Genomic DNA, 20,605 nt, shown 5'->3' with positions numbered 1-20,605 from the left:
TGCCTTTCAACGTGTGCGCGGACTGGGGTCGTCGGTCGCCGGATCGACGGGCGTACGGCTCCGGGGCACCCCGGGCGTGGGCGGCGGCTGCTCCTCGTTCCGGGGCCCGCGGGCGAAGGCGACGAGGATGCGGGCCACTTCGCCGGCGTACCGGTCGAGTTCGGTGAGGTCGGCGTACTCGCCCGCCGCGTGCGCCCGGTTGGTGTCCAGACCGCCGGGCCCGAGGACGGCGGTGTACGTGTCGGGCACGCCGCCCATCCACAGGGCGTCGCACGTGAACGCGGGCTCGTCGGCGGGCCATGGCGACAGCCCGCACTCCGCCGCGAGCAGCCGCTCGGCCCAGCCGGCGTCGCCGGTGGGGCCGGTGAGCGTGGGCAGCCCGCGTTTGAGCCACCGCAGTGAGGTGATCGCGTCGGCGTCGTCGGCTGTCCTGGCCAGGTGGGGGCGCCCGTGCGCGGTGGCGCGGAAGGCGGCGAGGCCCTCGCGGAGCGTCTGGCGCAGCGCGGCCTCGGCCGCCCGCCCGCGCTCCCGGTCGGCGTAGGCGAGGTTGAGCAGCAACTGCCCGCTGCCGTACACCTTGTTGTGCCGCTCCCCGGTGTGCAGCCCGGCCACGCAGACCCGCGTGCCCAGGGCCCGGTCGGGCAGCACCGTCGCCAGGTGGTGGGCGAGGAAGCCCAGCAGCACGGTGGCGTTGTGGCCCGCCTCGGGTCGGTCGTCGACCGCGTCCTCGCCGCGCACCCGCACACACGCCGTCATGCCGGCCGTCGACCGCGTCAGATACCGGTGCCCGGTCGGCTCGCAGAACACGTTGAGCCGTCCGACGAAGCCCTGCTCGACCAGCGGACGGGTGCCGAACGTGCCCATCGCACCGCCCTCCTCGCCCGCCACCGCCTGGACCAGCACCCCGATGCGCCCGCCCACCGCCGGCTCCGCCGCACGCGCCGCCCGGATGCCGGCCAGCAGGGCGACCGCCGGCCCCTTGGCGTCGATCGCCCCGCGCCCGCCGAACCGGGCCCCGTCGAACGAGGGCGGCCACCAGCCGGCCACCGTGTCGAGGTGGACGTTGAACATCACGGTCGCCGCGCGCGGCAGCCGGGGCGGCCCGAGGCGCAGCACGAGGCTCGGCTGGCAGACCAGGAAGGCGGGGTCCGCGGCGGCCTCCCGGACCGGCAGGGGCACGTCGTCCCGCAGCAGTACGGTCCCGGGCGGCGCCGCATGCCGGACCACCGACATGCCGAACCGCCGCGCCGCCGCCGCGTACGCGCGCCCGGCCTCCCACAGCCGTACGGCCCCGGTGTCACCGGTCTCCAGCGGGCCGGCGGTCGGGATGCCGAGGAGGCGCAGCAGCAGGGCGTGGTCCTCGCCGGTGAGCCGGGCCCTCGGGGGACGGGAGGTGTCAGTCATGCCGGCCCCCGTGGACGGCGGGCGCGACCTCGCGGGCCACCAGCCGCTCCAGTTCCCGCCCGTGGGCGACGAAGGCCGCCGCGCCGCTGTCGCCGCGCGCGTCGGTGCCGTCGTGCGGGCGCAGATGGGTGTGCGGCTCGATGGACCAGGTGCCCCGCCAGCCGCGCCGCAGCAGCGCGGTGAGGCACTCGCGCACCTCGGCGTGGCCGTGCCCGGGCAGCACGTAGGCCACCTCGCCCGTCCGGGTGCGTACGGCGTCCTTGACGTGGACGTGCTCGACATGCGCGGCGACCGCGTCCAGCAGGGCCGCCGAACCGTAGCCGTACGGCACGCCGTTGCCGATGTCGAACAGCAGCCGCAGCGCCGGGCTGTCGACGTGGTGCAGCAGGTCCAGCATCCGTTCGGCACGGGTGCCGGCCCAGCCGGCGCAGTTCTCGTGCAGCAGGACGAGCCCCGCGTCCTCGGCCTGCCGGGCCAGTACGGTCATCCGGTGCCGTACCCGACGGGCCCACTCCGCCTCGCCCAGGCCGTCGTTGGGGTACGACATGACCCGGACGTACCGGGTGCCGAGCACCGCGCAGCGGCGGGCCAGCACCCGCAGTTCGTCGGTGTCGCGCGCGAAGGGGCCGGTGACGGGCCGGTTGTAGTCGGCGATCCGTGAGTCGACGCAGACCACCTCCGTGCCGGTGGCGGCGATCCGTTCGGCGAGCCGCCCGAACGCGCGGTCGTCGAGATCGGCGAGGGCACGCCCGTCGACACCGCGCAACTCCAGCGCCGTCCAGCCCAGTTCGCGCAGGGCGGCGAGCTGTCCGGCGAGGCCGGGGGCGGCCTCGTCGCCGATGCCGGCGTAGCGGATGCCGGGCGGCGGGGCGGCGGGGGCCGTCGTGACGGGGCCCGGGGCCGGGCGGGGGTCAGCCGGCATGGCGGGCCTCCCGGGAGAAGGGACCGGGCAACGAGGTCAGGGCCTCGCCCGCCGCCATGGTCCGTGCGTCGTCGAGGAGTTCGACGGTGCGCGCGTGCACCCCCAGGCCGCCGGCCGTGCCGGGCGGATCGTCCCCGGCGAACCGGTGGTAGGCGGCGACCAGGCACCGGTGCAGGGCGTCGTCCTCGAACAGTTCCCGCACCCGGCGGCCGTCGCGCCACAGGTCGAGCCGGGCCACGTCGTCGTCCTGCGCGACGGGATAGTGGCCGACGAGCCGCACGCCGTCGGCCGCGTCCACGGTGATGCGGCGCCGGCGCACCGGCGAGGTGAGGTCGCAGTGGACGCGGCCGGACGCCCCGCCGCCGTGGCGCAGGGTCAGTCGGGCGCCGCCCATGTGCGGCACGACCCGCTCGCCCAGCCGCAGATCGGTCCACGACGCCTCGCGCACCTCGGCGTCGCCCAGGAGCCGCAGCAGCACGCCCAGCGCGTGCGGGACCTCCACCTCGAAGGCGTGGGTGTGGCTGCCCCCGGTCAGCGAGCGGCGGAACCGCGCCTTGTCCTGCGTGATGGTCACCGAGCGCACCTCCCCGACGGTGGGCAGGAGCGTGGCGAGCCGGTCGGTGAGCGCGCTGTGCAGCCACGGGGCGACGACCTCGACGCGCAGGCCGTGGCGGTCCACGGCGTCCAGGACCCGGCGCAGCGCCGTGCGGTCGGCGGCGAGGGGCTTCTCCACCACGAACCGCCGGTAGCCGAGCTGCGCGGCCTCCTCCAGGAGCGCGGCCCGCACGGCCGGCGGGGTGCACAGATGGACGACGGTGGCGGCCGGGTCGAGATGGCGGCGGGCGCGCTGCAACGACTCCGCGACCACCAGCCGGTCCGCGCCGGGCCCGGGCGGACCGCCGCCGGGCACCGGCCGGGGACCCGGATCGACGCCGACGACGGGCCGCCCGGCGAAGAGTTCCGGATGCGTGGCCCGCGCGCGGGCGAGGACCGGCAGATGCAGTCCCGCCCCGGCGCGTCCGAGCCCGAGGAGCAGTGTGCGCAGCATGACGGTGCCACCCCTTTCGACCGGCCTTCGCGCCGGGTTTCCTGAACGGATGAATACGACGGAGAACGGTGGGATTCCGGATACCGAATAAGGCGACGAAATATTTCCGGGCGGGTCAGGAAGACAATATGACCTCACTCCGTACTCTTTTCACTATTCCGGGTGACATGCTTTCCTGACTGACATCTGACCGCGCTGACCTGCTTAAAGTGGTCGAGGAGACGTTCGGTCCGGGTTGGGCGGAGGGAGTAGTGCGGTGGAAACTGTCGCGGTCGTCGGGTTGGGGTACACGGGGCTGCCGCTGGCGCGTGAGGCGTGTGCGGCCGGAATGCGTGTGGTCGGCCTCGACGAGAATCCCGTCGTGACCGCCGCCCTCGAATCCGGCCGCTCCCATGTGCCGGACGTGACGGACGCCGATCTCGCGCGGATGGCGGCCGCCGGATTCACCGCCACGACCGACGCGGGCTTACTGGCCGAGGCCACCGCCGCGGTCATCTGCGTCCCGACGCCGCTGGACGACGCGGGCGAGCCCGATCTGTCGCATGTGCGGCGGGCCGCCTCCGCCGTCGGCGCCCATCTCAAACCCGGCACCCTCGTCGTGCTGGAGTCCACCTCCTATCCGGGCACCACGGACGGCGTGGTGCGCGCCCTCCTGGAGGAGGCCTCCGGCCTCACCGCCGGAACGGACTTCGCCCTGGCCTTCTCCCCGGAACGCATCGACCCGGGCAACGGCCGCTTCGGCATCCGCAACACCCCGCGCGTCGTCGGCGGCTGCACGGCGAGCTGTACGGCCGCCGCGGCCGGCTTCTTCCGACAGCTGTGCGACCGCGTCGTCGAGGCCGGCTCCGCCCGCGAGGCGGAACTGGCGAAGCTGCTGGAGAACGTCTACCGCAGCGTCAACATCGCCCTCGTCAACGAACTCGCCGTCGCCGGCCGCGCGCTGGGCGTCGACGTGTGGGACGCCCTGGACTGCGCCGCCAGCAAACCCTTCGGCTACCAGCAGTTCCGCCCCGGCCCGGGCGTCGGCGGACACTGCATCCCCGTCGACCCCGCCTACCTCACCCACTGGGCCCGCACCGCGGGCCGCCCGCTGCATCTGGTCGAACTGGCCCAGCGGGTCAACGCCGCCATGCCCGCACACGTCGTACACCGGGCCGGCGAACTGCTGCACGGCGCGGGCAAGGAGCTGGGCGGCGCACGACTGCTGCTGGTGGGCGTCACGTACAAGCGGGACAGCCGCGATCTGCGCTGCACGCCGGCCACACCCCTGACCCGGCTGCTGCGCCAGGCCGGCGCGCACGTGCGCTACCACGACCCGCTCGCCGACGCCTGGACCGTCGACGGAGAGCCCGTCCCCTCGGCAGCGCGGCTGCGGGAAGCGGCCGCCGAGGCCGATCTGACCATCCTGCTCCAGGACCACGGCGTCCTGCCCGTGGAGCGGCTGCCCGGCTGGGCGCCGCTGCTGCTCGACACCCGCGGCCGGCTGCGCGACGGCACGGCCCATGTGCTGTGAACCCTCCGGCCGGAGGGATACGACGTGACTCATGCCGCGCGCCGCCCCGTCGCGAACGCGCACACCGCGTCGGCGATGTGCTCGGTCTCCGCGTCCGTGAGATGCGGGTTGACGGGAAGGGCCAGCTGGCGGCGGCTCGCCGCCAGCGCGTGCGGCCACTCCCGGCCCGGCGGCGCGAAGCGGGCGAAGGCCGGCTGGTGGGGGAGCGGCAGCGGGTAGTAGACGTGACTGGCCACTCCGTGCGCGGCCAGATGCGCCTTGAGCGCGTCCCGCTCGTCCGCCAGCACCGAATAGACGTAGTAGCAGCGGCCGTTGCGCCCCGGCGGCGGGGGCACGACACCCCGCTCCGCGAGCGGCGCGAACCGCTCGGTGTAGTACGCGGCGATACGGGCGCGGCGCTCCAGCCGTGCGGGCAGCCCGGGCAGCCGGTGCAGCTGGAACGCCGCCTGCAACTCGTCGAACCGGCTGTTGAGCCCCACCCGCTGGTGCACGAACCGCGGCCCCTCCTGGCCGTGGTTGCGCAACGCCCGTACCACCCGCGCCAGTTCGGGGTCATGTGTGATCACCGCACCGCCCTCTCCCGCGGTGCCGAACGTCTTCACCTGGACGAAGGAGAACACCCCCGCCTCGCCCCACGTCCCCGCCGGCCGCCCGTCGAGCACCCCGCCCTGCGCGACCGCCGAGTCCTCCACCAGCCGTACGCCGTGCCGCCGCGCGATCTCCCGCATCCGGGGCATGTCGGCCATCACCGAGAACATGTGCGCCGGCATGACCGCCTTCGTGCGCGGACCGATCGCCCGCTCCACCTCCGCCGGATCCACCACCATCGTCACCGGGTCGATGTCCGCGAAGACGGGAGTGGCCCCGAGGTTGGCCACCGTGTTGCCGAGCGGGGCGCAGCCGTAGGCCGGGACGACCACCTCGTCCCCGGGGCCCACCCCCATCGCGGTGAGGATCAGACCGAGCCCGGAGGTGCCGCTGGAGCAGGCGACCACCTCGGCGCCGTCCACCGTGCCGCGCAGCGCCTCCTCGAAGGCGGCGGTCCGCTCGCCGAGGATGAACCGCTGCCCGGCGACCGTACCGGTGCGCCGCACCAGGTCGAGCAGCACCTCGCGGTCCTCCTCGAACAGATCGGGCGCGAAGAACGGGATCGTCCTCCCGCGGGTCACGGTCATGCGGTCCTCCCGGTGAAGAAGCGGCGGACCAGCGCGCACACCGTGTCGATGTCGGCCGTCGTCAGGTCCGGGTGGAACGGCAGCGCGAGGGTACGCGCGCACGCGGCCTCGGCGTGCGGGAACTGCCCCTGCTTGTAGCCGAGTTCGGCGAAGCACGGCTGGAGGTGCAGCGGCAGCGGGTAGTACGTCTCGGTGCCCACGCCGTGGTCGGCGAGGTACGCGGCGAGCGCGTCCCGCCGCTCGGCCTCCACCAGGTAGACGTAGAACACGGCGTTGGTGTCCGCCTCGCGCGCGGCCACGGTCGGCAGCCGCAGCAGCCCCGGTACGTCCCGCAGCCGCTCGGTGTACGCCGCCGCCAGCCGGGCCCGGCGGCGGACGGCGGCCGCGAGCCGGGGCAGCTTGCCCAGCAGGACGGCTGCCTGGAGATCGTCCATCTTGCTGTTGACGCCGTTGAGTTCGGTGGCCCGCGAGATGCCCGGGAAGTGCGCGAGCGTACGGCCCGTGCGCCCGTGGTGGCGCAGGGCGGAGGCCGCCTCGGCGATCCGCGCGTCGTCGGTGAGGATCGCACCCGCGTCCCCCAGCGCGCCGAGTGTCTTGGTGGGGAAGAAGGACAGCACCCCGCCCGCCCCCAGCAGCCCCGCGTGGACGCCGTTCCAGCGCATGCCGATCGCCTCCGCGCTGTCCTCGACCAGCGTCAGCCCGTGCCGCTCCGCCACCCGGGCCAGCGCGTCCATGTCGGCGAGCTGACAGAACAGGTGCACGGGCATGAGCATCGTGGTCCGCCCGGTGACGGCGTCCGACGCGGACTTGGGATCGAGCGTGTACGTCACCGGGTCGATGTCGGCGAAGACCGGCCGGCCCCCGGCCAGCACGACGGAGGAGGCGGTGGCGATGAAGCTGAACGCGGGCACGACCACTTCGTCGCCCGGACCGAGCCCGCAGGCCCGCAGCAGCAGCACGAGCGCGTCGGTGCCGCTGTTGACGGCCACGCAGTGGCGGGCGCCGGTCCACTCGGCGAGCGCCGCCTCCCAGTTTCCGACCTGCTGCCCGTGCGAGTACTTGCCGTCGTCGATCACCTCGGTGACGCGGGCGCGGATGTCGGGCCAGGCGTCCTCGAACGAGGCGGCCTGACTGAAGAACGGCACCGGGCGGGTGCGGTCCGGTGCCGGGCCGGTGACGGGGCCGGCTGCGGTGAAGTCCATGGGTCCTCGGGGTCGGCGGCGGGGGTGTCCGTACGGGAACGGGCCGGCGGGCGGCCGGTGGTGGTACGCGGCAGGGAGCGGCGCGCGGCCGGGGCCGGCGCGAGGCGGGGGACGGCCCCCTCCCCGGCGGGGAAGGGACCGTTCCCGGCGCGGCCCGCGGTGCCGCCGTCAGAGCAGGGCGACGTCGAGCTCGCCCGCGTGGTACTTGTGCACGGCCTGCACCAGCTCCTCCACGCTGAGCTGCCCGTCGTTGTTGGCGTCGATGGCCCGGAACGCCGTGTCGGCGGTGGACTCGTCGGCGCCGGTGGCCTTGATCCAGAGCTTGAACTCCTTGGGGCTGACCTGTCCGTCACCGTCCTTGTCGCAGAGGTTGAGGATGGAGGTGATGGTGGGCCGCACCACCTCGTCGAACCCCGACCGCCCCCGCGCCAGGATCTGCCGGTCGGCCAGGTCCTGGAACTTCTGCCGGTCGAGGGAGCCGTTCGGGCCCAGCTGGGCGTGGCCGGCGAGGTAGTTCCACATCCCGACGTAGGCGTCGAGAAGGGCCCGGCCCTTGTCCGACGTGGGGGACTCGTCGAACGACGCGAGGATGCGGCGGGCCTCGTGCTCCCAGTCGCCGCGGTCGATCCGGCCGTCGCCGTCGCGGTCCCACAGCTCGAAGCGCCGCTGGAGTCGCTCTTCCTGGACGGTGGGGGACATGGTGGATCCTCTTTCTTCCGGTGTTCGTCGTCGGTCTTCTCGATGAGGCGCACGGATGACCGTGCGCAGCTCCGTACGGGCGGGCGTGCGCCGGCCCGCACGGGGTCGTGGCGGTACCGTCGCCGTCAGCGCGATCCCCGCGAGGACGAGGGGCAGCGCGAGCGAGACCACCTGCGCGGGCACCTCGGTGACGTGGGAGCGGCCGAAGTGCGCGCTGTGGTAGGCGAGATGGGGAGCGGAGAAGGCGAGCAGCCCCACCGCCGCGCCCCGCACCAGCCACGGCTGCGGAACGCACGCGGCCCAGCCGAGCACTACCGCGAGCGCGAGCACGGCACCGCCGAAGTCGCGCACCAGATGCTCGTTGTAGGGCGGGAACAGCGCCACCCAGGGGTGGCCCGGGAGCGGAAAGGCGTCGTAGAAGCGGCGCGGCAGGAACAGCGCCCAGGCACCCGGCAGCCCTTCGCCGAGCGCCAGGACCGCCAGGCAGCCCCGGGCCCACAGCAGACGACGGCCTTCGAGGCGCGCCGCGGGGCCCGGAGGCGTCCGGCTCGTCCGCTCTCCGGTCCCGGTCAGACGCCGAGCAGGCGAGCGTCCTGCTTGCCCTCGTGGTAGTTGCCGACCGCCGTCACCAGCTCGTCGACGGTGAGCTGTCCGTCGCCGTTGGCGTCGATCGCGCGGAAGGCCTCCTCGGCGTCGATGTCGCCGCTGATGGCCTCGAGCCACTTGCCGAACTCGGCGGGGCTGACCTGCCCGTCGCCGTCGGTGTCGCACAGGTCGACCATGGCGCGGATGCTGGGCCGCAGCACCCTGCCGAAGCCGGCCGCGCCGTGCTGGATCATCTCTTGCCCGGCGACGTTGACGAACTGCTCCTTGGTCATGGACGACCCCGCGCCGAGGCCGGCCCGCGCGACCAGGTAGTCGAACATCTGCGGGTAGGCGTGCAGCAGCGCCTGGGCCCGGGGCGAGCTCTCGTGCTCGCCGAAGGCCCGCACGATGCGCTGGGCCTCGCGTTCGAGGTCCGCGCGGTCGACGCGTCCGTCGTCGTTGGTGTCGTACAGGTCGAAGCGCTGTTCCAGCCGCTTCTTCTGGACGGGGTTGAGGGACATCTCTCTCCTTCTCGCCGCACGGCGGGGAGCGAATTCGGGACCGTTTTCCTCGTGGCGTCCCCATTCCTCCGCCGCCGTGCGGCATGGGGGGTGAATCGTACGAACGCAGAATTACCCAGGCATTCGCGTGCCGAACTCGCCCGGCGACGGATAGCCCGTACGAGTGAGCGGGGGGTGGTGCGAGATCGCTCGGGCGTGCGAGAGGGGAACCTTTGCCCTCCGGGCGTCTTCCCTCTTCAACTGGTGTGTCTTGGTGGATCGTCCAAGCCCTGCGGCGGCCTCGTGGGGCCCCGGGAACGGCTTCGGGGGGTGGCTGCCGTCACTCGTTGGGAGGAACACTTCCGGACCTCGGTGCGAAGCCGCCCCGCCCCGGCCATAAAGTGCTTGTCGGCATTCCGGACGGAATTCTGCGAACGCCGTTCAGCCCGCGACGGCATGTACCCGGAGTGAATTCTGTGACCAGTGATTACCGCATCAGTGATTCCCCGGCCAACGATTCGGATATCCGTGATTCTCCGGCCAAGGATGTGCGCGTCGGTGATTCTCCGGCCAATGATTCAGACCTCAATGACATCCCGGCCGCCACCGTCCCGCCCGCCGAGGGCCGGCTCCGCACCTACGCCCGGCTGGGCAAGCTCGACGTCTACGACTACTACCCGGCCATTGCCGTGGCCCTGTCGGCGCTCCTGCTGCCCTCCGGTCGGCTCACCGCCGGGGAGCTCACGGCCTCGGGCCTGTTCCTGCTCGGCTCGGTCTTCGTGATCATGTCGATGGTCGCGCTCGACGACGTCACCGGCTACCGCGACGGCAGCGACATCGCCAACTACGGCCCGGACGACCCCCTGCGCAACAAACGCCGCAAACCGCTGGTCGCCGGAACGCTGACGGTACGCCAGGCACTGCGCTTCGCCCTGGCCACCGCGGTCGTCGGCGCCGCCCTGTGGGCCGCGGCCGGCCTGGCCGCCCCGCACCGGCCCACCTGGACCCTGGTGCTGCTCGCCGCCCTGTTCGTGGTGTCGTTGCAGTACTCCTACGGCCTGAAGATCAGCTACCACGGCTTCCAGGAGGCGTTCATCTGCGGACTGGGCGTCGGCATGGTGATGGCCACCTACGGGCTCGCCGCCGGGCACTTCTCCGGGTTCCTGCTCGTGCAGGCCGTCCTGTTCGGCTTCGGGCCGCTGATGTTCGGGGTCTACTCCAACACCAACGACATCCCCGGCGACCGTGCCGTGGGCCGCCCCACCGTGGCCGCGCTGACCTCTCCGAGGGGCAACGCCGTCTTCGTCGGGGCGCTGTCCGCCGCCGAGTTCCTGCTCGGCGCGGCCGCCTCCGCCACCGGCCTCGCCCCCTGGTGGTTCGTCCTGCTGATGCTGCCCGTGACCGCCCTGCGCACCCGCCAGTACCTCGTCGGCTTCCGCACCGGAGACATCATGCGGGCCCGCCGGATCGGCTTCCGCACCCACCGCGTCGGGTTCCTCCTGCTGATCGCCGCCAACCTCCTGGCCGGCGCGGAGGCCGTCGCATGAGCCCCGATCTCGACGTCGCCGTCATCGGCGCGGGTGTCGCGGGCCTGACCACCGCGCACGAACTGCGGCGGGCCGGGCTCCAGGTCCGTGTCTTCGAGGAACGGCCGTACGTGGGCGGCCGGATGCACTCCTTCCGCCACGACGGCTACGTCATCGACGAGGGCGCCGAACAGATCCCCACCCGCGGCTACCGCGCCACCTGGGAACTCCTCGGCCGGCTGGGCGTCACCGAACGGGAGGTGCCGCGCATCGGCCGGGCCATCGGCGTCTGGCGGGACGGCCGCGCCCACCCCGGCGTCGCCGACCCCTCCGCCCTCCTGACCGGCGCCGGACTCTCCCCACGCGCCCGCGCCGACCTCGCCCGCTTCCTCGCCTGGACGGCACTGCACCGCCGCGCCTTCGACGGCGACCACCCCGAGCGCACCCCCGCCGGCGACCGCACCGTCGCCCGGTTCGCGCGCCGCTACCACCGGGACCTGCACGACTATCTGCTCCAGCCCGTCGCCGGCTGCTTCTTCGGCTGGGACACCGCACGCTCCGCCGCCGCACCCCTGATCGGCCTGATGCACTCGGTGGGTCCCGTCTCCACCTGGCGCACCTACCACGACGGCATGGACCTCCTCGCCCGCCGGCTCGCCGACGGCCTCGACGTCGCCACCGCCCGCCCCGTCCACGAGGTCGTCACCGAGGGCGACCGGGTCCGGCTGCACGGCCCCGACGGCACCGTCACCGCCCGCGCCGCCGTGCTGTGCGTCCCCGCGCCCGTGGCCGCCCGGCTGCACGCCACCGCCCCCGAGGACGAACGCGCCCACCTGGCCGCCTGCACCTTCACCCCCACCCTCAAGGTGAGCTGTCTGCTCGACCGGCCGCTCGCCCCCGCCTCGCCCACCCCCCTGTACGCGCTCCTCACCCCGGACGCCGAGGACGACACCCTTTCCGGCATCCTCGTCGACCACGCCAAACACCCCGGCCGCGCCCCCGCGGGCAAGGGCCTGCTCACCCTCATGGCCGACCCGCGCCGCATCCCCGAACTGCGCGGCGCCTCCGAGCGGGAGACCACCGACCGGCTCGTGGACGCCGCCACCCGCTACCTCCCCGGCCTCCGTGAGGCAACCCGCCGCCACTTCGTGCACACCTTCGCCCACGGCCTGCCCGAGGCCACGCCCGAGGCGCTGCGCCGCCGGGCCGGCTTCCTGGCCCGGCCCGCGCGCCCGGTGGAGTACGCCGGCGACTGGGTCATGCTGCGCCCCGCGAGCGAGGCCGCCGTCCGCTCCGGGGCGCTCGCCGCCTCCCGCGTGCTGAGCCGGCTGCGCCCCGCCCCCACCACCGTCCGCACGGCCCGCCCGGCCGTCCCCGCCCCGAGGAGCGAGGTCCGTGAAACCGCATGACATGGGCGTCCTGTTCGACGAGTGCGCCGCACACGGCAACCGCACCACCGTCCACCTCGACCGCCCCTTCGACCTCGCCCCCGACCGCGGCACCCACTGGACCGTGCCCGGGCTCGCCTCGCTCGTACGGGAGACGGCCGGACAGCTGACCGCCGCCGGGGTCCGGCCCGGCGACCGGGTGGCGATCGTCAAGGAGAACCACTGGGACTACGACCTGCTCGCCTGCGCCGCCGTGCGCATCGGCGCCGTCCCCGCGCAGCTCTCGGCGCGCCTGTCCGGGCAGGCGCTCGTCACCCTGCTTGCCCGGCTCTCCCCGGCCCTCCTCGTCACCACCGCCCGGGTCCTCGAACGCGCCCGCCGCGAGGACACCGACCCGACCGCCGCGGCCACCACCACCCTCGTCCTGGACCCCGACGCCGGCGTACCGGGCACGCTCGGCCCCGACGACGTACGCGGCCACCCCGCGCCGGCCCCCGTCCGCCGGGGCGACGACCGGCCGCTCGTCATCAACCACACCTCCGGCACCACCGGCGTCCCCAAACTCGTGATCCACTCCACCCGTACGATCATCGGCAAACTCGCCCGCTTCGAGAGCGTCCGCTACCCCCGCATCGGCGTCCGGCGCGACGACACACTGCTCAACGCCAACTCCTTCGCCCACGGGCGGACGTTCTGCTGGACCGCGAGCGCGCTCTGCCTGGCCCCCGCCAAGATCGTCGTCGTCACCGGCCAGGACCCCGACCTCGCCGACCCGTTGCTGCGCGCCCACCCGCCCACCGTCGTCGAGGCGATGCCCGCCACCTACGTCCGCTTCCGGCCCCTCACCGAGCGGCTGGACAACCCCTTCCGCGACACCCGCCTGTTCACCAGCACCTACGACGCCGTGCACCCGCCCACCGTCCGGGCCTACCTCACGGCCAGCCGGCACCGGGCCCCGCTGTGGATGCAGGGCTGGGGCCAGACCGAGACCGGGCCGCTCACGTTCCGGTTCCACACCCGTGCGAGCACCGACGAGGGGCGCGGCCCCGGCAGCCGCAACCTCGGCCGGCCGGTGCCGGTCAAGACCCGGCTGCGGGTGGTCGACCCGGACACCTTCCGGCCGGTGCCCCGGGGCCGCCCCGGACTCGTCCTCGCCCGCACCGGGGCCCGCGCCCTCGGCTATGTCGGCGAGGAGGCCCGCTGGTCCGCCAAACAGCTCGGCACCTGGTGGAACACCGGTGACATCGGCGTCGTCCGGCGCGACGGCAGCGTCGAACTGCTCGACCGCGAGGTCGACCACGGGCCCGCACTGAGCTGCCTGGAAACCGAGGACGTGCTGGAGGAACGGCTGCCGGGGGCGCTGGAGTGCGTCGTCCTGACCGGCACCGACGGCCCGCCCCTGCCCGTCGTCGTCACACCCGACGGCCGCCTGGACGAGGACGGCTGGCGCACCGCGACGCACGGACTGCCGCCCCTGGCCGACCCCGTCGCCCTCAGCTGGGAGCAGGTCCCGCGCACCGACACCGGCAAGGTCCGCCGCACGGCACTGCTGCGGCAGCTCACGGGGACGGCCGGAACCAGCGGCTCGGGCCGCTGGACGTGAACGAGGGCCGCAGCCACGTCTCTTGACAAGGGCCGCAGCGAGGTCTCTTGAAAAGGGACCCGCATCGAGGAAGGGAAGAAACCACCGCATGCTCGCACACCCGGTCGAGGACCCCGGCTACGTCTTCGACAACGACAGCGTGCACAGCCGCGAACAGCACCGCTGCCTCGCCGACGCCTACGACGCCGCCACCTTCGCCCGGCTCGCGGAGACCGGCGTCACGCGCGGCTGGCGCTGCCTGGAGATCGGCTCCGGCGGCGGCAGCGTCGCCCGCTGGCTCGCCGACCGTGTCGCCCCGGACGGCGAGGTCGTCGCCACCGACGTCAAACCGCACCACATCCCGCGGCGTCCCGGTCTGACCGTCCTGCGCCACGACGTGGTCACCGACCCGCTGCCGGAGGCCGCCTTCGACCTCGTCGTCGCCCGCCTCGTCCTCCAGCACGTACCCGAACGGCTCGCCGTCCTGGACACGTTGGTGCGCGCCCTGAAACCGGGCGGCCGGCTGCTGATCGAGGAGTTCGACACGTCGTACGAGCCGCCGCTGCTCACCCCCGACGAGGAGTCGGCGCGGCTGTACGAGACATTCCTCGCCACGAAGTGCGCCGTCATGCGGGCCGGCGGTGGAGACCCCGAGTGGGGCCGGCACGTCCCCGCCGCGATGCGCGCGGCCGGACTCGTCGACATCGACCCCAGGCCGCGCCTCGAACTGCGCACGGCCGACTCGCCCGGCCTGCGGCTGCAACTCCACCACACCCACCATCTGCGGGACAGACTCCTGGCGGCGGGCATGACGGAGGCCCAACTGGACCGCGTGCGCGCGCTGATGAGCGACCCCTCCTTCCGGGCCTCATCCAGCGTCATGTACTCGGTACGGGCCCGCCGCCCCCCGACCGACGGCGGCCGCGGCCGATGACGCACCCCGCCGTCACCGGACCGCCCGTGGCCGCAGGGGTGGCCGGGCGGCTGCTCGCCCTGGTCGGCGACCGGGACACCGCCGCCGTCGGCTGCGCCGTCGACTGGGCCGGCCCGCTGGACCTCGCCCTGTCCGAGGAACGCGCCGTCCAGGCGGCCTGCGGCCTCATGCACGTCCACGGCCGCGCGGCCGGCGAGCCGGTGCCGCTGGCCGTGGACTACGCGTCCACGGTGGCGGGCGTCCTCGCCGCCCAGGGCGCGACGGCGGCCCTGCTCGCCCGGGCGAGGGGCGCGCGCGTCCGCGCGGTGCGCACGTCGGTCGCCCAGGCCGCGCTGATGTCCGTCACCCAGTACCTGGCGGCGGCGACGGCGGGGGAGGGGGCGCCCGGTAGCCCGGGTGGCGGGGAACGCGCGGCGAGCGCCCCCCTGGAAGGGGCGCGGGGAACTGCGCGAGCAGCCACGAACCCACCCGCACCCGACAGCGCGTCCCCCGGGGGTCAGGGGGCGCATCCCCCGGGGACGGGAAGGGCAGGAGCGGCGGGGGCGAAGAACCCCCCACACGCCCACGCCCTCGTCTCCGCCGACGGCACCCGCATCGAACTCGAAGCCCTGGACGCCGAGCCCTGGATCGGCTTCTGGCGACGGCTCGGTGCCCCACCGGAAGCCGTGAAGAACGGCTGGCGCCCCTTCCAGACCCGCTTCGGCACCGCGGTCAATCCCCTCCCGACCGCCCTCGCGGAGGCCGTCCACCGCACCCCGTACCCCGAACTCCACGCAGCCGCCACCGCATCCGGCGCCAGCCTCCTGCCCGTACGGGAGCACCCCGCACCCCCCACCGACGTACCCCCGTGGACACTCACCCCGCTCCCGGGACACGCCGGCACCCCCCGGCCCACCCCATCGCACCCCACCCCGCCCCTCACCGGCCTTCGCATCGTCGAATCGACCCGCCGCGTCCAGGGCCCCCTCGCCGGCCACATCCTGCGCCTGCTCGGCGCGGAGGTGATCCGCGTCGAACCCCCCGGCGGCGACCCCATGCGGGGCATCCCGCCCATGGCGGACGGCTGTTCGGCCAGGTTCGCCGCCCTCAACGCGGGCAAGACCGTCGTGGAGTGCGACATCACCACGGCCGCGGGCCGCGCGGAGGTCCGCGACCTCGTCCGCGACGCCGACGTCTTCCTGCACAACTGGGCCCCCGGCAAGGCGGCCCGGCTCCGCCTGGACGCCGACGACCTGTGCCGCGCACGGCCCGCGCTGGTGTACGCGTGGGCCTCCGGCTGGGGCGACACCCTCGGCCCCCGCCCCCCGCTCGGCACCGACTACCTCGTCCAGGCCCACAGTGGTCTCGCCGCCGCCCTCCGGCCCGCCGACGAACCGCCCGCGCCGTCGCTGATGACCCTCACCGACGTCCTCGGCGGACTGCTCTGCGCCCAGGCCGTGCTCGCGGCGCTGCTGGAGCGGGCGCGCACCGGAGAGGGGCGGCGCGCGGACTCCTCGCTGTACTCCGCCTCCCTGCTCGTCCCGCGCGGGGAGCGGCGCACCCGCTGGGGCCCGTACGACCGGCCGCTGGCCACCGGCGACGGCCACCTGTGGCTGGGCCCCGAGGCCCGCGCCCACCCCGAGCGCGTCGCCCGCGCACTGGGCGCCGGACCCACCACGGACCCGGCCGCCCGCGCCCGCACCCTGCCCGGCGCCGACCTGCTGCCCATGCTGACGAGACACGGCGTCACGGCGATGCCCGTCTGCACCGACCTCGCCGCCCTCGCCCGCGACCCGCGCCTCGCGCCCGCGCTCGGCACCGGCGCGTACGCCTTCCCCCGCGCCCCCTGGGAGTTCGCATGACCCGTGTGCCGGCCTCCGTGTGGACCTCGTCCGCCGGTGTGCAGATCCGCGACCTGGTGCCCGCCGCGCTGCGCCGCTCCTGGGTCGTACGCGGCCACTGCCCGGACCGTGACCTCTACTCCCTCTTCGCCGCCCACGTCCGCGCCCACCCCACCCGTACGGCCGTCGTCGACACGGAGGGCACCCTGGACTACGCGCGCCTGGACGCCGACGTGCGCCACCTCGCCGCCCGGCTGGCCGAGCGCGGGCTCGGCGCGCGGGACGTCATCGCCGTCCGCGTGCCCAACGGGCGCCGCGCGGTGGCCGCGGAACTGGCCGTCGCGGCGCTCGGCGCCGTCGCCCTGCCCTACCCGCCCGGGCACGGCAGCCGGGGCCCCGCGAGCCTCCTGGCCCGCTCCCGGGCCCGTGCGGTGATCGTCGAGGACGCCCGGGACGCCGTGCCGGACGCGCGCCTGCCGCACCTGGAGGCGGTGTTCACCTGGGGCGAGCCGGACCACCCGGCGGGCGTCTGTCTCACCGCCCCGTCGCGCGAGCCGTTCCGGCCGCGGCCGGTGGACGCCGAGGCGCCCGCGCGCATCCTCGTCTCGTCCGGCTCCGAGGCGGAACCGAAGATGGTCGCCTACTCCCACAACGCGATGGCCGGCGGCCGCGCCAACTATCTGCGCGCCCTGGCCGGCGGCGACGCGGACGGCATGCGCAACCTCGTCCTCGTCCCGCTCGCCTCCTCCTTCGGCTCACTGGGCACCTCCGTGACGGTGGCCGCCCTGGGGGCCACCCTGCTCGTCCAGGACGCGTTCGACCCGGGGGAGGCGCTGCGGATGCTCACCGCGCACCGCCCGACGCACGTCTTCGGCGTCCCCACCATGCTGCGCCGGCTCGCCGAACAGCCCCCGGCGCCCGGTGAGGACCTGAGCGGGCTGCGGGCCCTCGTCTCCAGCGGCGCCGCCCTCCCCGGGGCCACGGCGGAGCTCTGCGCGCGCCGCTTCGGGCGGCCGGTCGTCACCGTCTACGGCTCCTCCGACGGCGTCAACTGCCACACCGCCGCCACCGGCCTGGCCCCGGAGACCGGCACCGGACTGCCCGACCCCGCCGTCACCGACATCCGCGTCGCCGCCGGCACCGGCGAGATCCACGCCCGGGGCCCCATGACCCCGCTCTGCTACGTGGCGGCGCCCGACCTCGACGCACGCTACCGCACCCCGGACGGCTGGGTCCGCACCGGCGACCGGGGCCGCCTCGACGCGCACGGCAGGCTGCATGTGCTCGGCCGCCTCAAGCAGATCGTCGTACGCGGCGGGTACAACATCAGCCCCGCCGAGGTCGAACAGGCGCTCGCCGCCCATCCCTCGGTCGCCGAGGCCGCCTGCGTCGGCGTACCCGACGACGAACTGGGCGAACGCCTGTGCGCCTGCGTGCGGGAGCCGCCGGGCGTGCCCCCGGTCACCCTGGCAGACCTCACCGGCTTCCTGGAGGGGGCGTGCGGACTGGAGCGCCGCAAACTGCCCGAACTGCTGCTGCGGGTGCCCGAGATGCCGCTCGGCCCCACCGGCAAGATCTGCCGCCCCACCCTCGCCCGGCTCGCCGTGACCGGAGCCGCCCGTTCCGGTGTGCCGCACACTGGGGGACATGAGCACCCCTGACGACCGGCACCGGGCACGGCGTTTTCCGCCCCGGCCCGAGAGCGCCACGCAGGCCCGGCGGTTCGTGCGGGCCGCGCTGGCGGGTGCGGCGGGGGTGGCGCCGGAACCGGCCCGGACCGCCGAACTGCTGACCGGCGAGCTGGTGACCAACGTCGTGCTGCACGCGCGCACCGAGGCCGACGTCGACGTGCGCACCACCGGCGGAACCGTCCAGGTGCGGGTCGCCGACCGGCGGCCGGACCGGTACCTGGTGTCCCAGCAGCAACACCCCTACACGGCCACCGGCTGGGGCCTCGCCCTCGTCGAACAGCTGACCACCCGCCACGGCGTGGAGACCGACGAGGAGCGCAAGACGGTCTGGTTCGAACTGCTGCCCGAGGGGAGTGCGCCGGTGTCGCCCGCCGCCGGCTTCTCCGTACCGGCCTCCGGGCCGGACGGCACCGTCACCCTGGTCGATCTGCCGTTCGCGCTCTACTCCGCCTCGCAGGCGCACCGCCGCGCCCTCCTGCGCGAACTCGCGCTCGCCGCCGCCACCGGCGACCGGTACGGCGTGGCGCCCCGGGACCTGGCCACCGCCCAGGACGCCAACAACATGATCAGCGCGTCTGTCGCGGCCGCGGCCGAGGGCCGGTACCCGGGCACGGACATCCGCACCCTCCTCCTCGGCATCCCGCCCGAGGCCGCGCCGGCCGTGCACACCCTGCGCCGGGTGCTCGACCTGGCCGAGACCGCCGCACGCCGGGAACGCCTGCTCAGCCGGCCCGCCCTGCCGCACCTGCGCGCCTTCCACCGCTGGCTGCTCGACGAGATCACCGGCCAGCTCGCCGGCGGCCTCCCCGAGGCCTGGACCCTGGTCCCCCGGGAGCCCAGCGCCCGGCCCTCGGAGCTGTCCCCCTGGGACGTCGGCCAGGTCATGGGCAGCCGGGTCCCGACGATCGCCGCCGACGACGCCGACCGCATCGTCGCGGCCAACGGACCGGCCGCCGACCTCCTGGGCCGGCACCCCGACGACCTCGTCGGACAGCGCCTCACCACTCTCATCCCCGAACACCTGCGCGACCGGCATGTGCGGGCCTTCACCGCCCTGCTGCGCACCGGCGAGCCCCGCATCCTCGGCCGCTCCGTACCACTCCCGGCCCTGCACAGCGACGGCCGGCTGGTCCCCGTACGGCTCTTCATCCAGACCCAGGAGGCGGCCGACGGCCGTACCGTGTTCGTCGCCCAGCTCATCCCCAGGAGCAGCACCCTGGAGCCGGCGTACGACGAGGGCGACGGGCACCGGCCCGCGCCCGAGCCGGAGCCGAGGCGGACGGAACCGGGTGCCGGGGAGCCGGTGGGGGAGCACCGGGGTCCCGTCGCCCGCACCGCGCTACAGCGCCTCGCCCTGCTCGCGGACGCCCACAGCGCCCTCGCGGCCACCCCCGACCTGCACGAACGGCTGCGCCGGGTGGGGGAGATCCTGGTCGGACGGTTCGCCGACTGGTGCGCGGTGGACCTCCTCGACGAGCGCGACCAGGTGGACCGGGTGTGCGTCGTCCACCGCGGTGCCGCCGCGCTGCCGCCCGCCGCGTACGAGGGCAGGCTCCCACCGGTGTCCGAGACCGCGCAGGGCCCCCTGCCCCGGGCGCTGCGCGGCGCGGGCCCGCTGCTGCTCACCGAGATCCCGCCGCCCGGCCGGGCCGCCAGCGCGCTGGACGCCCGGCAACTGGAGCTGTTCGCGCAGCTGGGCGCGCACAGCGCCGTCATCGCACCGCTGCGGGCCCGCCGTGAGGTGCTCGGCGCCCTCACCGTCGCCCGCACCGGGGGCGATCGCCCGTTCACCGAGGAGGACCTGCCGCTCCTCACGGACGTGGCCGGCGGACTCGCGCTCGGCGTGGACAACGCCCGCCTCTACCAGGAGACCCGGCAGATCGCCGAACGCCTCCAGCGCTCCCTGCTGCCCGAGCTTCCCGACCTCGGACACCTGCGACTGGCCGCCCGCTACGCGCCGTCCTCCGCCACCGCCCACGTCGGCGGTGACTGGTACGACTCCTTCGTGCTGCCCGACGGCGACCCCGTCCTGGTCATCGGCGACGTCACCGGGCACGACCTGAAGGCCGCCGTCGCCATGAGCGCCCTGCGCAACATGCTGCGCGGCGTGGCCGTCGACCGCCAGGAGCCGCCCGGAGAGGTACTGCGCCGTCTCGACCTCGCCAGCCAGACCCTGTACCGGCAGGCGACCGCCACCTGCATCTACGGCGTGCTCAACGGGGACCCCTCGGCGGACGGCACCGCGAGCCTGCGCTACGCGACCGCCGGTCACCTGCCGCCGCTGCTGACGACAGAGGAGGGCGACACCCGGTTCCTCGACGCCGGCGCGGGCGTGCTGATCGGCATGGACCCCGGACTGCCCCGTCCCACCGGCCGCGAGACGCTGCCGCCGCACTCGACGCTGCTGCTGTACACCGACGGCCTCATCGAACGGCGCGGCGAGTCCCTCGACGACGCCATGACCCGGCTGCGCCAGTGCACCGCGTCCCTCGCCCGTGAACCGCTCGACGTCTTCTGCGACGAACTGCTCCTGGGTCTGGGTGCCGACAGCACGGACGACATCGCCTTGCTGGCGCTACGGGTGACGCCGCCCTGACCTCCCCGGGAGGCGGGCGG

At 74.8% G+C, this 20,605-nt stretch carries 15 protein-coding genes; 8 read left to right on the top strand and 7 right to left on the bottom strand.

The features are described 5' to 3' along the window. Positions 1-6 precede the first annotated feature (6 nt). From IO29_RS06665 to IO29_RS06655, 3 genes are read right to left on the bottom strand one after another with little or no spacing between them, the layout of a single operon-like run. On the bottom strand, positions 7-1,404 hold the full coding sequence (locus IO29_RS06665) for a M20/M25/M40 family metallo-hydrolase (RefSeq protein WP_030379558.1): 1,398 nt from the start codon (positions 1,402-1,404) through the stop codon (positions 7-9). After that, positions 1,397-2,326 carry a sugar phosphate isomerase/epimerase family protein gene (locus tag IO29_RS06660; RefSeq protein ID WP_078618249.1) on the bottom strand — a complete coding sequence of 310 codons (930 nt, stop codon included), beginning with the start codon at positions 2,324-2,326 and terminating at the stop codon, positions 1,397-1,399. Before IO29_RS06660 ends, IO29_RS06665 begins: the two co-directional genes overlap by 8 nt. Next, a complete protein-coding gene (locus IO29_RS06655) occupies positions 2,316-3,374 on the bottom strand; it encodes a Gfo/Idh/MocA family oxidoreductase (protein WP_030379560.1) in 1,059 nt (352 codons plus the stop codon). Before IO29_RS06655 ends, IO29_RS06660 begins: the two co-directional genes overlap by 11 nt. 256 nt (positions 3,375-3,630) lie before the next feature. On the opposite strand from IO29_RS06655, the gene IO29_RS06650 reads away from it, so the two are divergent. Further along, entirely contained in the window at positions 3,631-4,887 is a 1,257-nt protein-coding gene (locus tag IO29_RS06650) for a nucleotide sugar dehydrogenase (RefSeq protein WP_030379561.1), read from the top strand. Between the two features lie 29 nt (positions 4,888-4,916). On the opposite strand, the gene IO29_RS06645 is transcribed toward IO29_RS06650, so the two are convergent. From IO29_RS06645 to IO29_RS06630, 4 genes are all read right to left on the bottom strand, one after another. Continuing rightward, positions 4,917-6,062 carry a DegT/DnrJ/EryC1/StrS family aminotransferase gene (locus IO29_RS06645; RefSeq protein ID WP_030379562.1) on the bottom strand — a complete coding sequence of 382 codons (1,146 nt, stop codon included), beginning with the start codon at positions 6,060-6,062 and terminating at the stop codon, positions 4,917-4,919. Then, on the bottom strand, positions 6,059-7,264 hold the full coding sequence (locus tag IO29_RS06640; RefSeq protein ID WP_030379563.1) for a DegT/DnrJ/EryC1/StrS family aminotransferase: 1,206 nt from the start codon (positions 7,262-7,264) through the stop codon (positions 6,059-6,061). Before IO29_RS06640 ends, IO29_RS06645 begins: the two co-directional genes overlap by 4 nt. A 168-nt stretch (positions 7,265-7,432) precedes the next feature. Further along, entirely contained in the window at positions 7,433-8,347 is a 915-nt protein-coding gene (locus IO29_RS39310; protein WP_234307496.1) for an EF-hand domain-containing protein, read from the bottom strand. 185 nt (positions 8,348-8,532) lie between these two features. Next, entirely contained in the window at positions 8,533-9,069 is a 537-nt protein-coding gene (locus tag IO29_RS06630; protein ID WP_030379565.1) for an EF-hand domain-containing protein, read from the bottom strand. Positions 9,070-9,596: 527 nt separating this feature from the next. On the opposite strand from IO29_RS06630, the gene IO29_RS06625 reads away from it, so the two are divergent. From IO29_RS06625 to IO29_RS06595, 7 genes are all read left to right on the top strand, one after another. After that, entirely contained in the window at positions 9,597-10,595 is a 999-nt protein-coding gene (locus tag IO29_RS06625) for a UbiA family prenyltransferase (RefSeq protein WP_078618250.1), read from the top strand. Beyond that, on the top strand, positions 10,592-11,983 hold the full coding sequence (locus tag IO29_RS06620) for a protoporphyrinogen/coproporphyrinogen oxidase (protein WP_030379567.1): 1,392 nt from the start codon (positions 10,592-10,594) through the stop codon (positions 11,981-11,983). Before IO29_RS06625 ends, IO29_RS06620 begins: the two co-directional genes overlap by 4 nt. 1 nt (position 11,984) lies before the next feature. Further along, a complete protein-coding gene (locus IO29_RS06615) occupies positions 11,985-13,565 on the top strand; it encodes a class I adenylate-forming enzyme family protein (RefSeq protein WP_030379568.1) in 1,581 nt (526 codons plus the stop codon). An 88-nt stretch (positions 13,566-13,653) separates the two neighbouring features. Then, positions 13,654-14,478 (top strand): class I SAM-dependent methyltransferase, encoded by an 825-nt coding sequence (locus IO29_RS06610; RefSeq protein ID WP_030379569.1) that lies wholly within the window; start codon positions 13,654-13,656, stop codon positions 14,476-14,478. Beyond that, positions 14,475-16,319 carry a CoA transferase gene (locus IO29_RS06605; RefSeq protein WP_030379570.1) on the top strand — a complete coding sequence of 615 codons (1,845 nt, stop codon included), beginning with the start codon at positions 14,475-14,477 and terminating at the stop codon, positions 16,317-16,319. Before IO29_RS06610 ends, IO29_RS06605 begins: the two co-directional genes overlap by 4 nt. Next, positions 16,316-17,959: a class I adenylate-forming enzyme family protein gene (locus IO29_RS06600; RefSeq protein WP_033224587.1), complete on the top strand. Its 1,644-nt coding sequence runs from the start codon at positions 16,316-16,318 to the stop codon at positions 17,957-17,959. The genes IO29_RS06605 and IO29_RS06600 overlap by 4 nt, the downstream gene beginning before the upstream one ends. Further along, the gene (locus IO29_RS06595; protein ID WP_078618251.1) at positions 17,946-20,585 is read left to right on the top strand and encodes a SpoIIE family protein phosphatase; all 2,640 of its coding nucleotides are present in this window, start codon (positions 17,946-17,948) and stop codon (positions 20,583-20,585) included. The genes IO29_RS06600 and IO29_RS06595 overlap by 14 nt, the downstream gene beginning before the upstream one ends. The last annotated feature ends 20 nt before the right edge of the window (positions 20,586-20,605 follow it).

It is taken from the genome of Streptomyces sp. NRRL F-6676 (genome assembly GCF_000725625.1).
Lineage (GTDB): Bacteria > Actinomycetota > Actinomycetes > Streptomycetales > Streptomycetaceae > Streptomyces.
The sequence above is the reverse complement of the archived record's forward strand: the minus strand, read 5'-3'. Positions and strand labels throughout refer to the sequence as shown.

What these genes read in the sequence shown, in the direction of transcription:
- IO29_RS06665 (WP_030379558.1), bottom strand. Translation starts at nt 1,404, where the DNA reads ATGACTGACACCTCCCGTCCCCCGAGGGCCCGGCTCACCGGCGAGGAC.
- IO29_RS06660 (WP_078618249.1), bottom strand. Translation starts at nt 2,326, where the DNA reads ATGCCGGCTGACCCCCGCCCGGCCCCGGGCCCCGTCACGACGGCCCCC.
- IO29_RS06655 (WP_030379560.1), bottom strand. Translation starts at nt 3,374, where the DNA reads ATGCTGCGCACACTGCTCCTCGGGCTCGGACGCGCCGGGGCGGGACTG.
- IO29_RS06645 (WP_030379562.1), bottom strand. Translation starts at nt 6,062, where the DNA reads ATGACCGTGACCCGCGGGAGGACGATCCCGTTCTTCGCGCCCGATCTG.
- IO29_RS06640 (WP_030379563.1), bottom strand. Translation starts at nt 7,264, where the DNA reads ATGGACTTCACCGCAGCCGGCCCCGTCACCGGCCCGGCACCGGACCGC.
- IO29_RS06630 (WP_030379565.1), bottom strand. Translation starts at nt 9,069, where the DNA reads ATGTCCCTCAACCCCGTCCAGAAGAAGCGGCTGGAACAGCGCTTCGAC.
- IO29_RS06620 (WP_030379567.1), top strand. Translation starts at nt 10,592, where the DNA reads ATGAGCCCCGATCTCGACGTCGCCGTCATCGGCGCGGGTGTCGCGGGC.
- IO29_RS06615 (WP_030379568.1), top strand. Translation starts at nt 11,985, where the DNA reads ATGGGCGTCCTGTTCGACGAGTGCGCCGCACACGGCAACCGCACCACC.
- IO29_RS06610 (WP_030379569.1), top strand. Translation starts at nt 13,654, where the DNA reads ATGCTCGCACACCCGGTCGAGGACCCCGGCTACGTCTTCGACAACGAC.
- IO29_RS06605 (WP_030379570.1), top strand. Translation starts at nt 14,475, where the DNA reads ATGACGCACCCCGCCGTCACCGGACCGCCCGTGGCCGCAGGGGTGGCC.
- IO29_RS06600 (WP_033224587.1), top strand. Translation starts at nt 16,316, where the DNA reads ATGACCCGTGTGCCGGCCTCCGTGTGGACCTCGTCCGCCGGTGTGCAG.
- IO29_RS06595 (WP_078618251.1), top strand. Translation starts at nt 17,946, where the DNA reads ATGAGCACCCCTGACGACCGGCACCGGGCACGGCGTTTTCCGCCCCGG.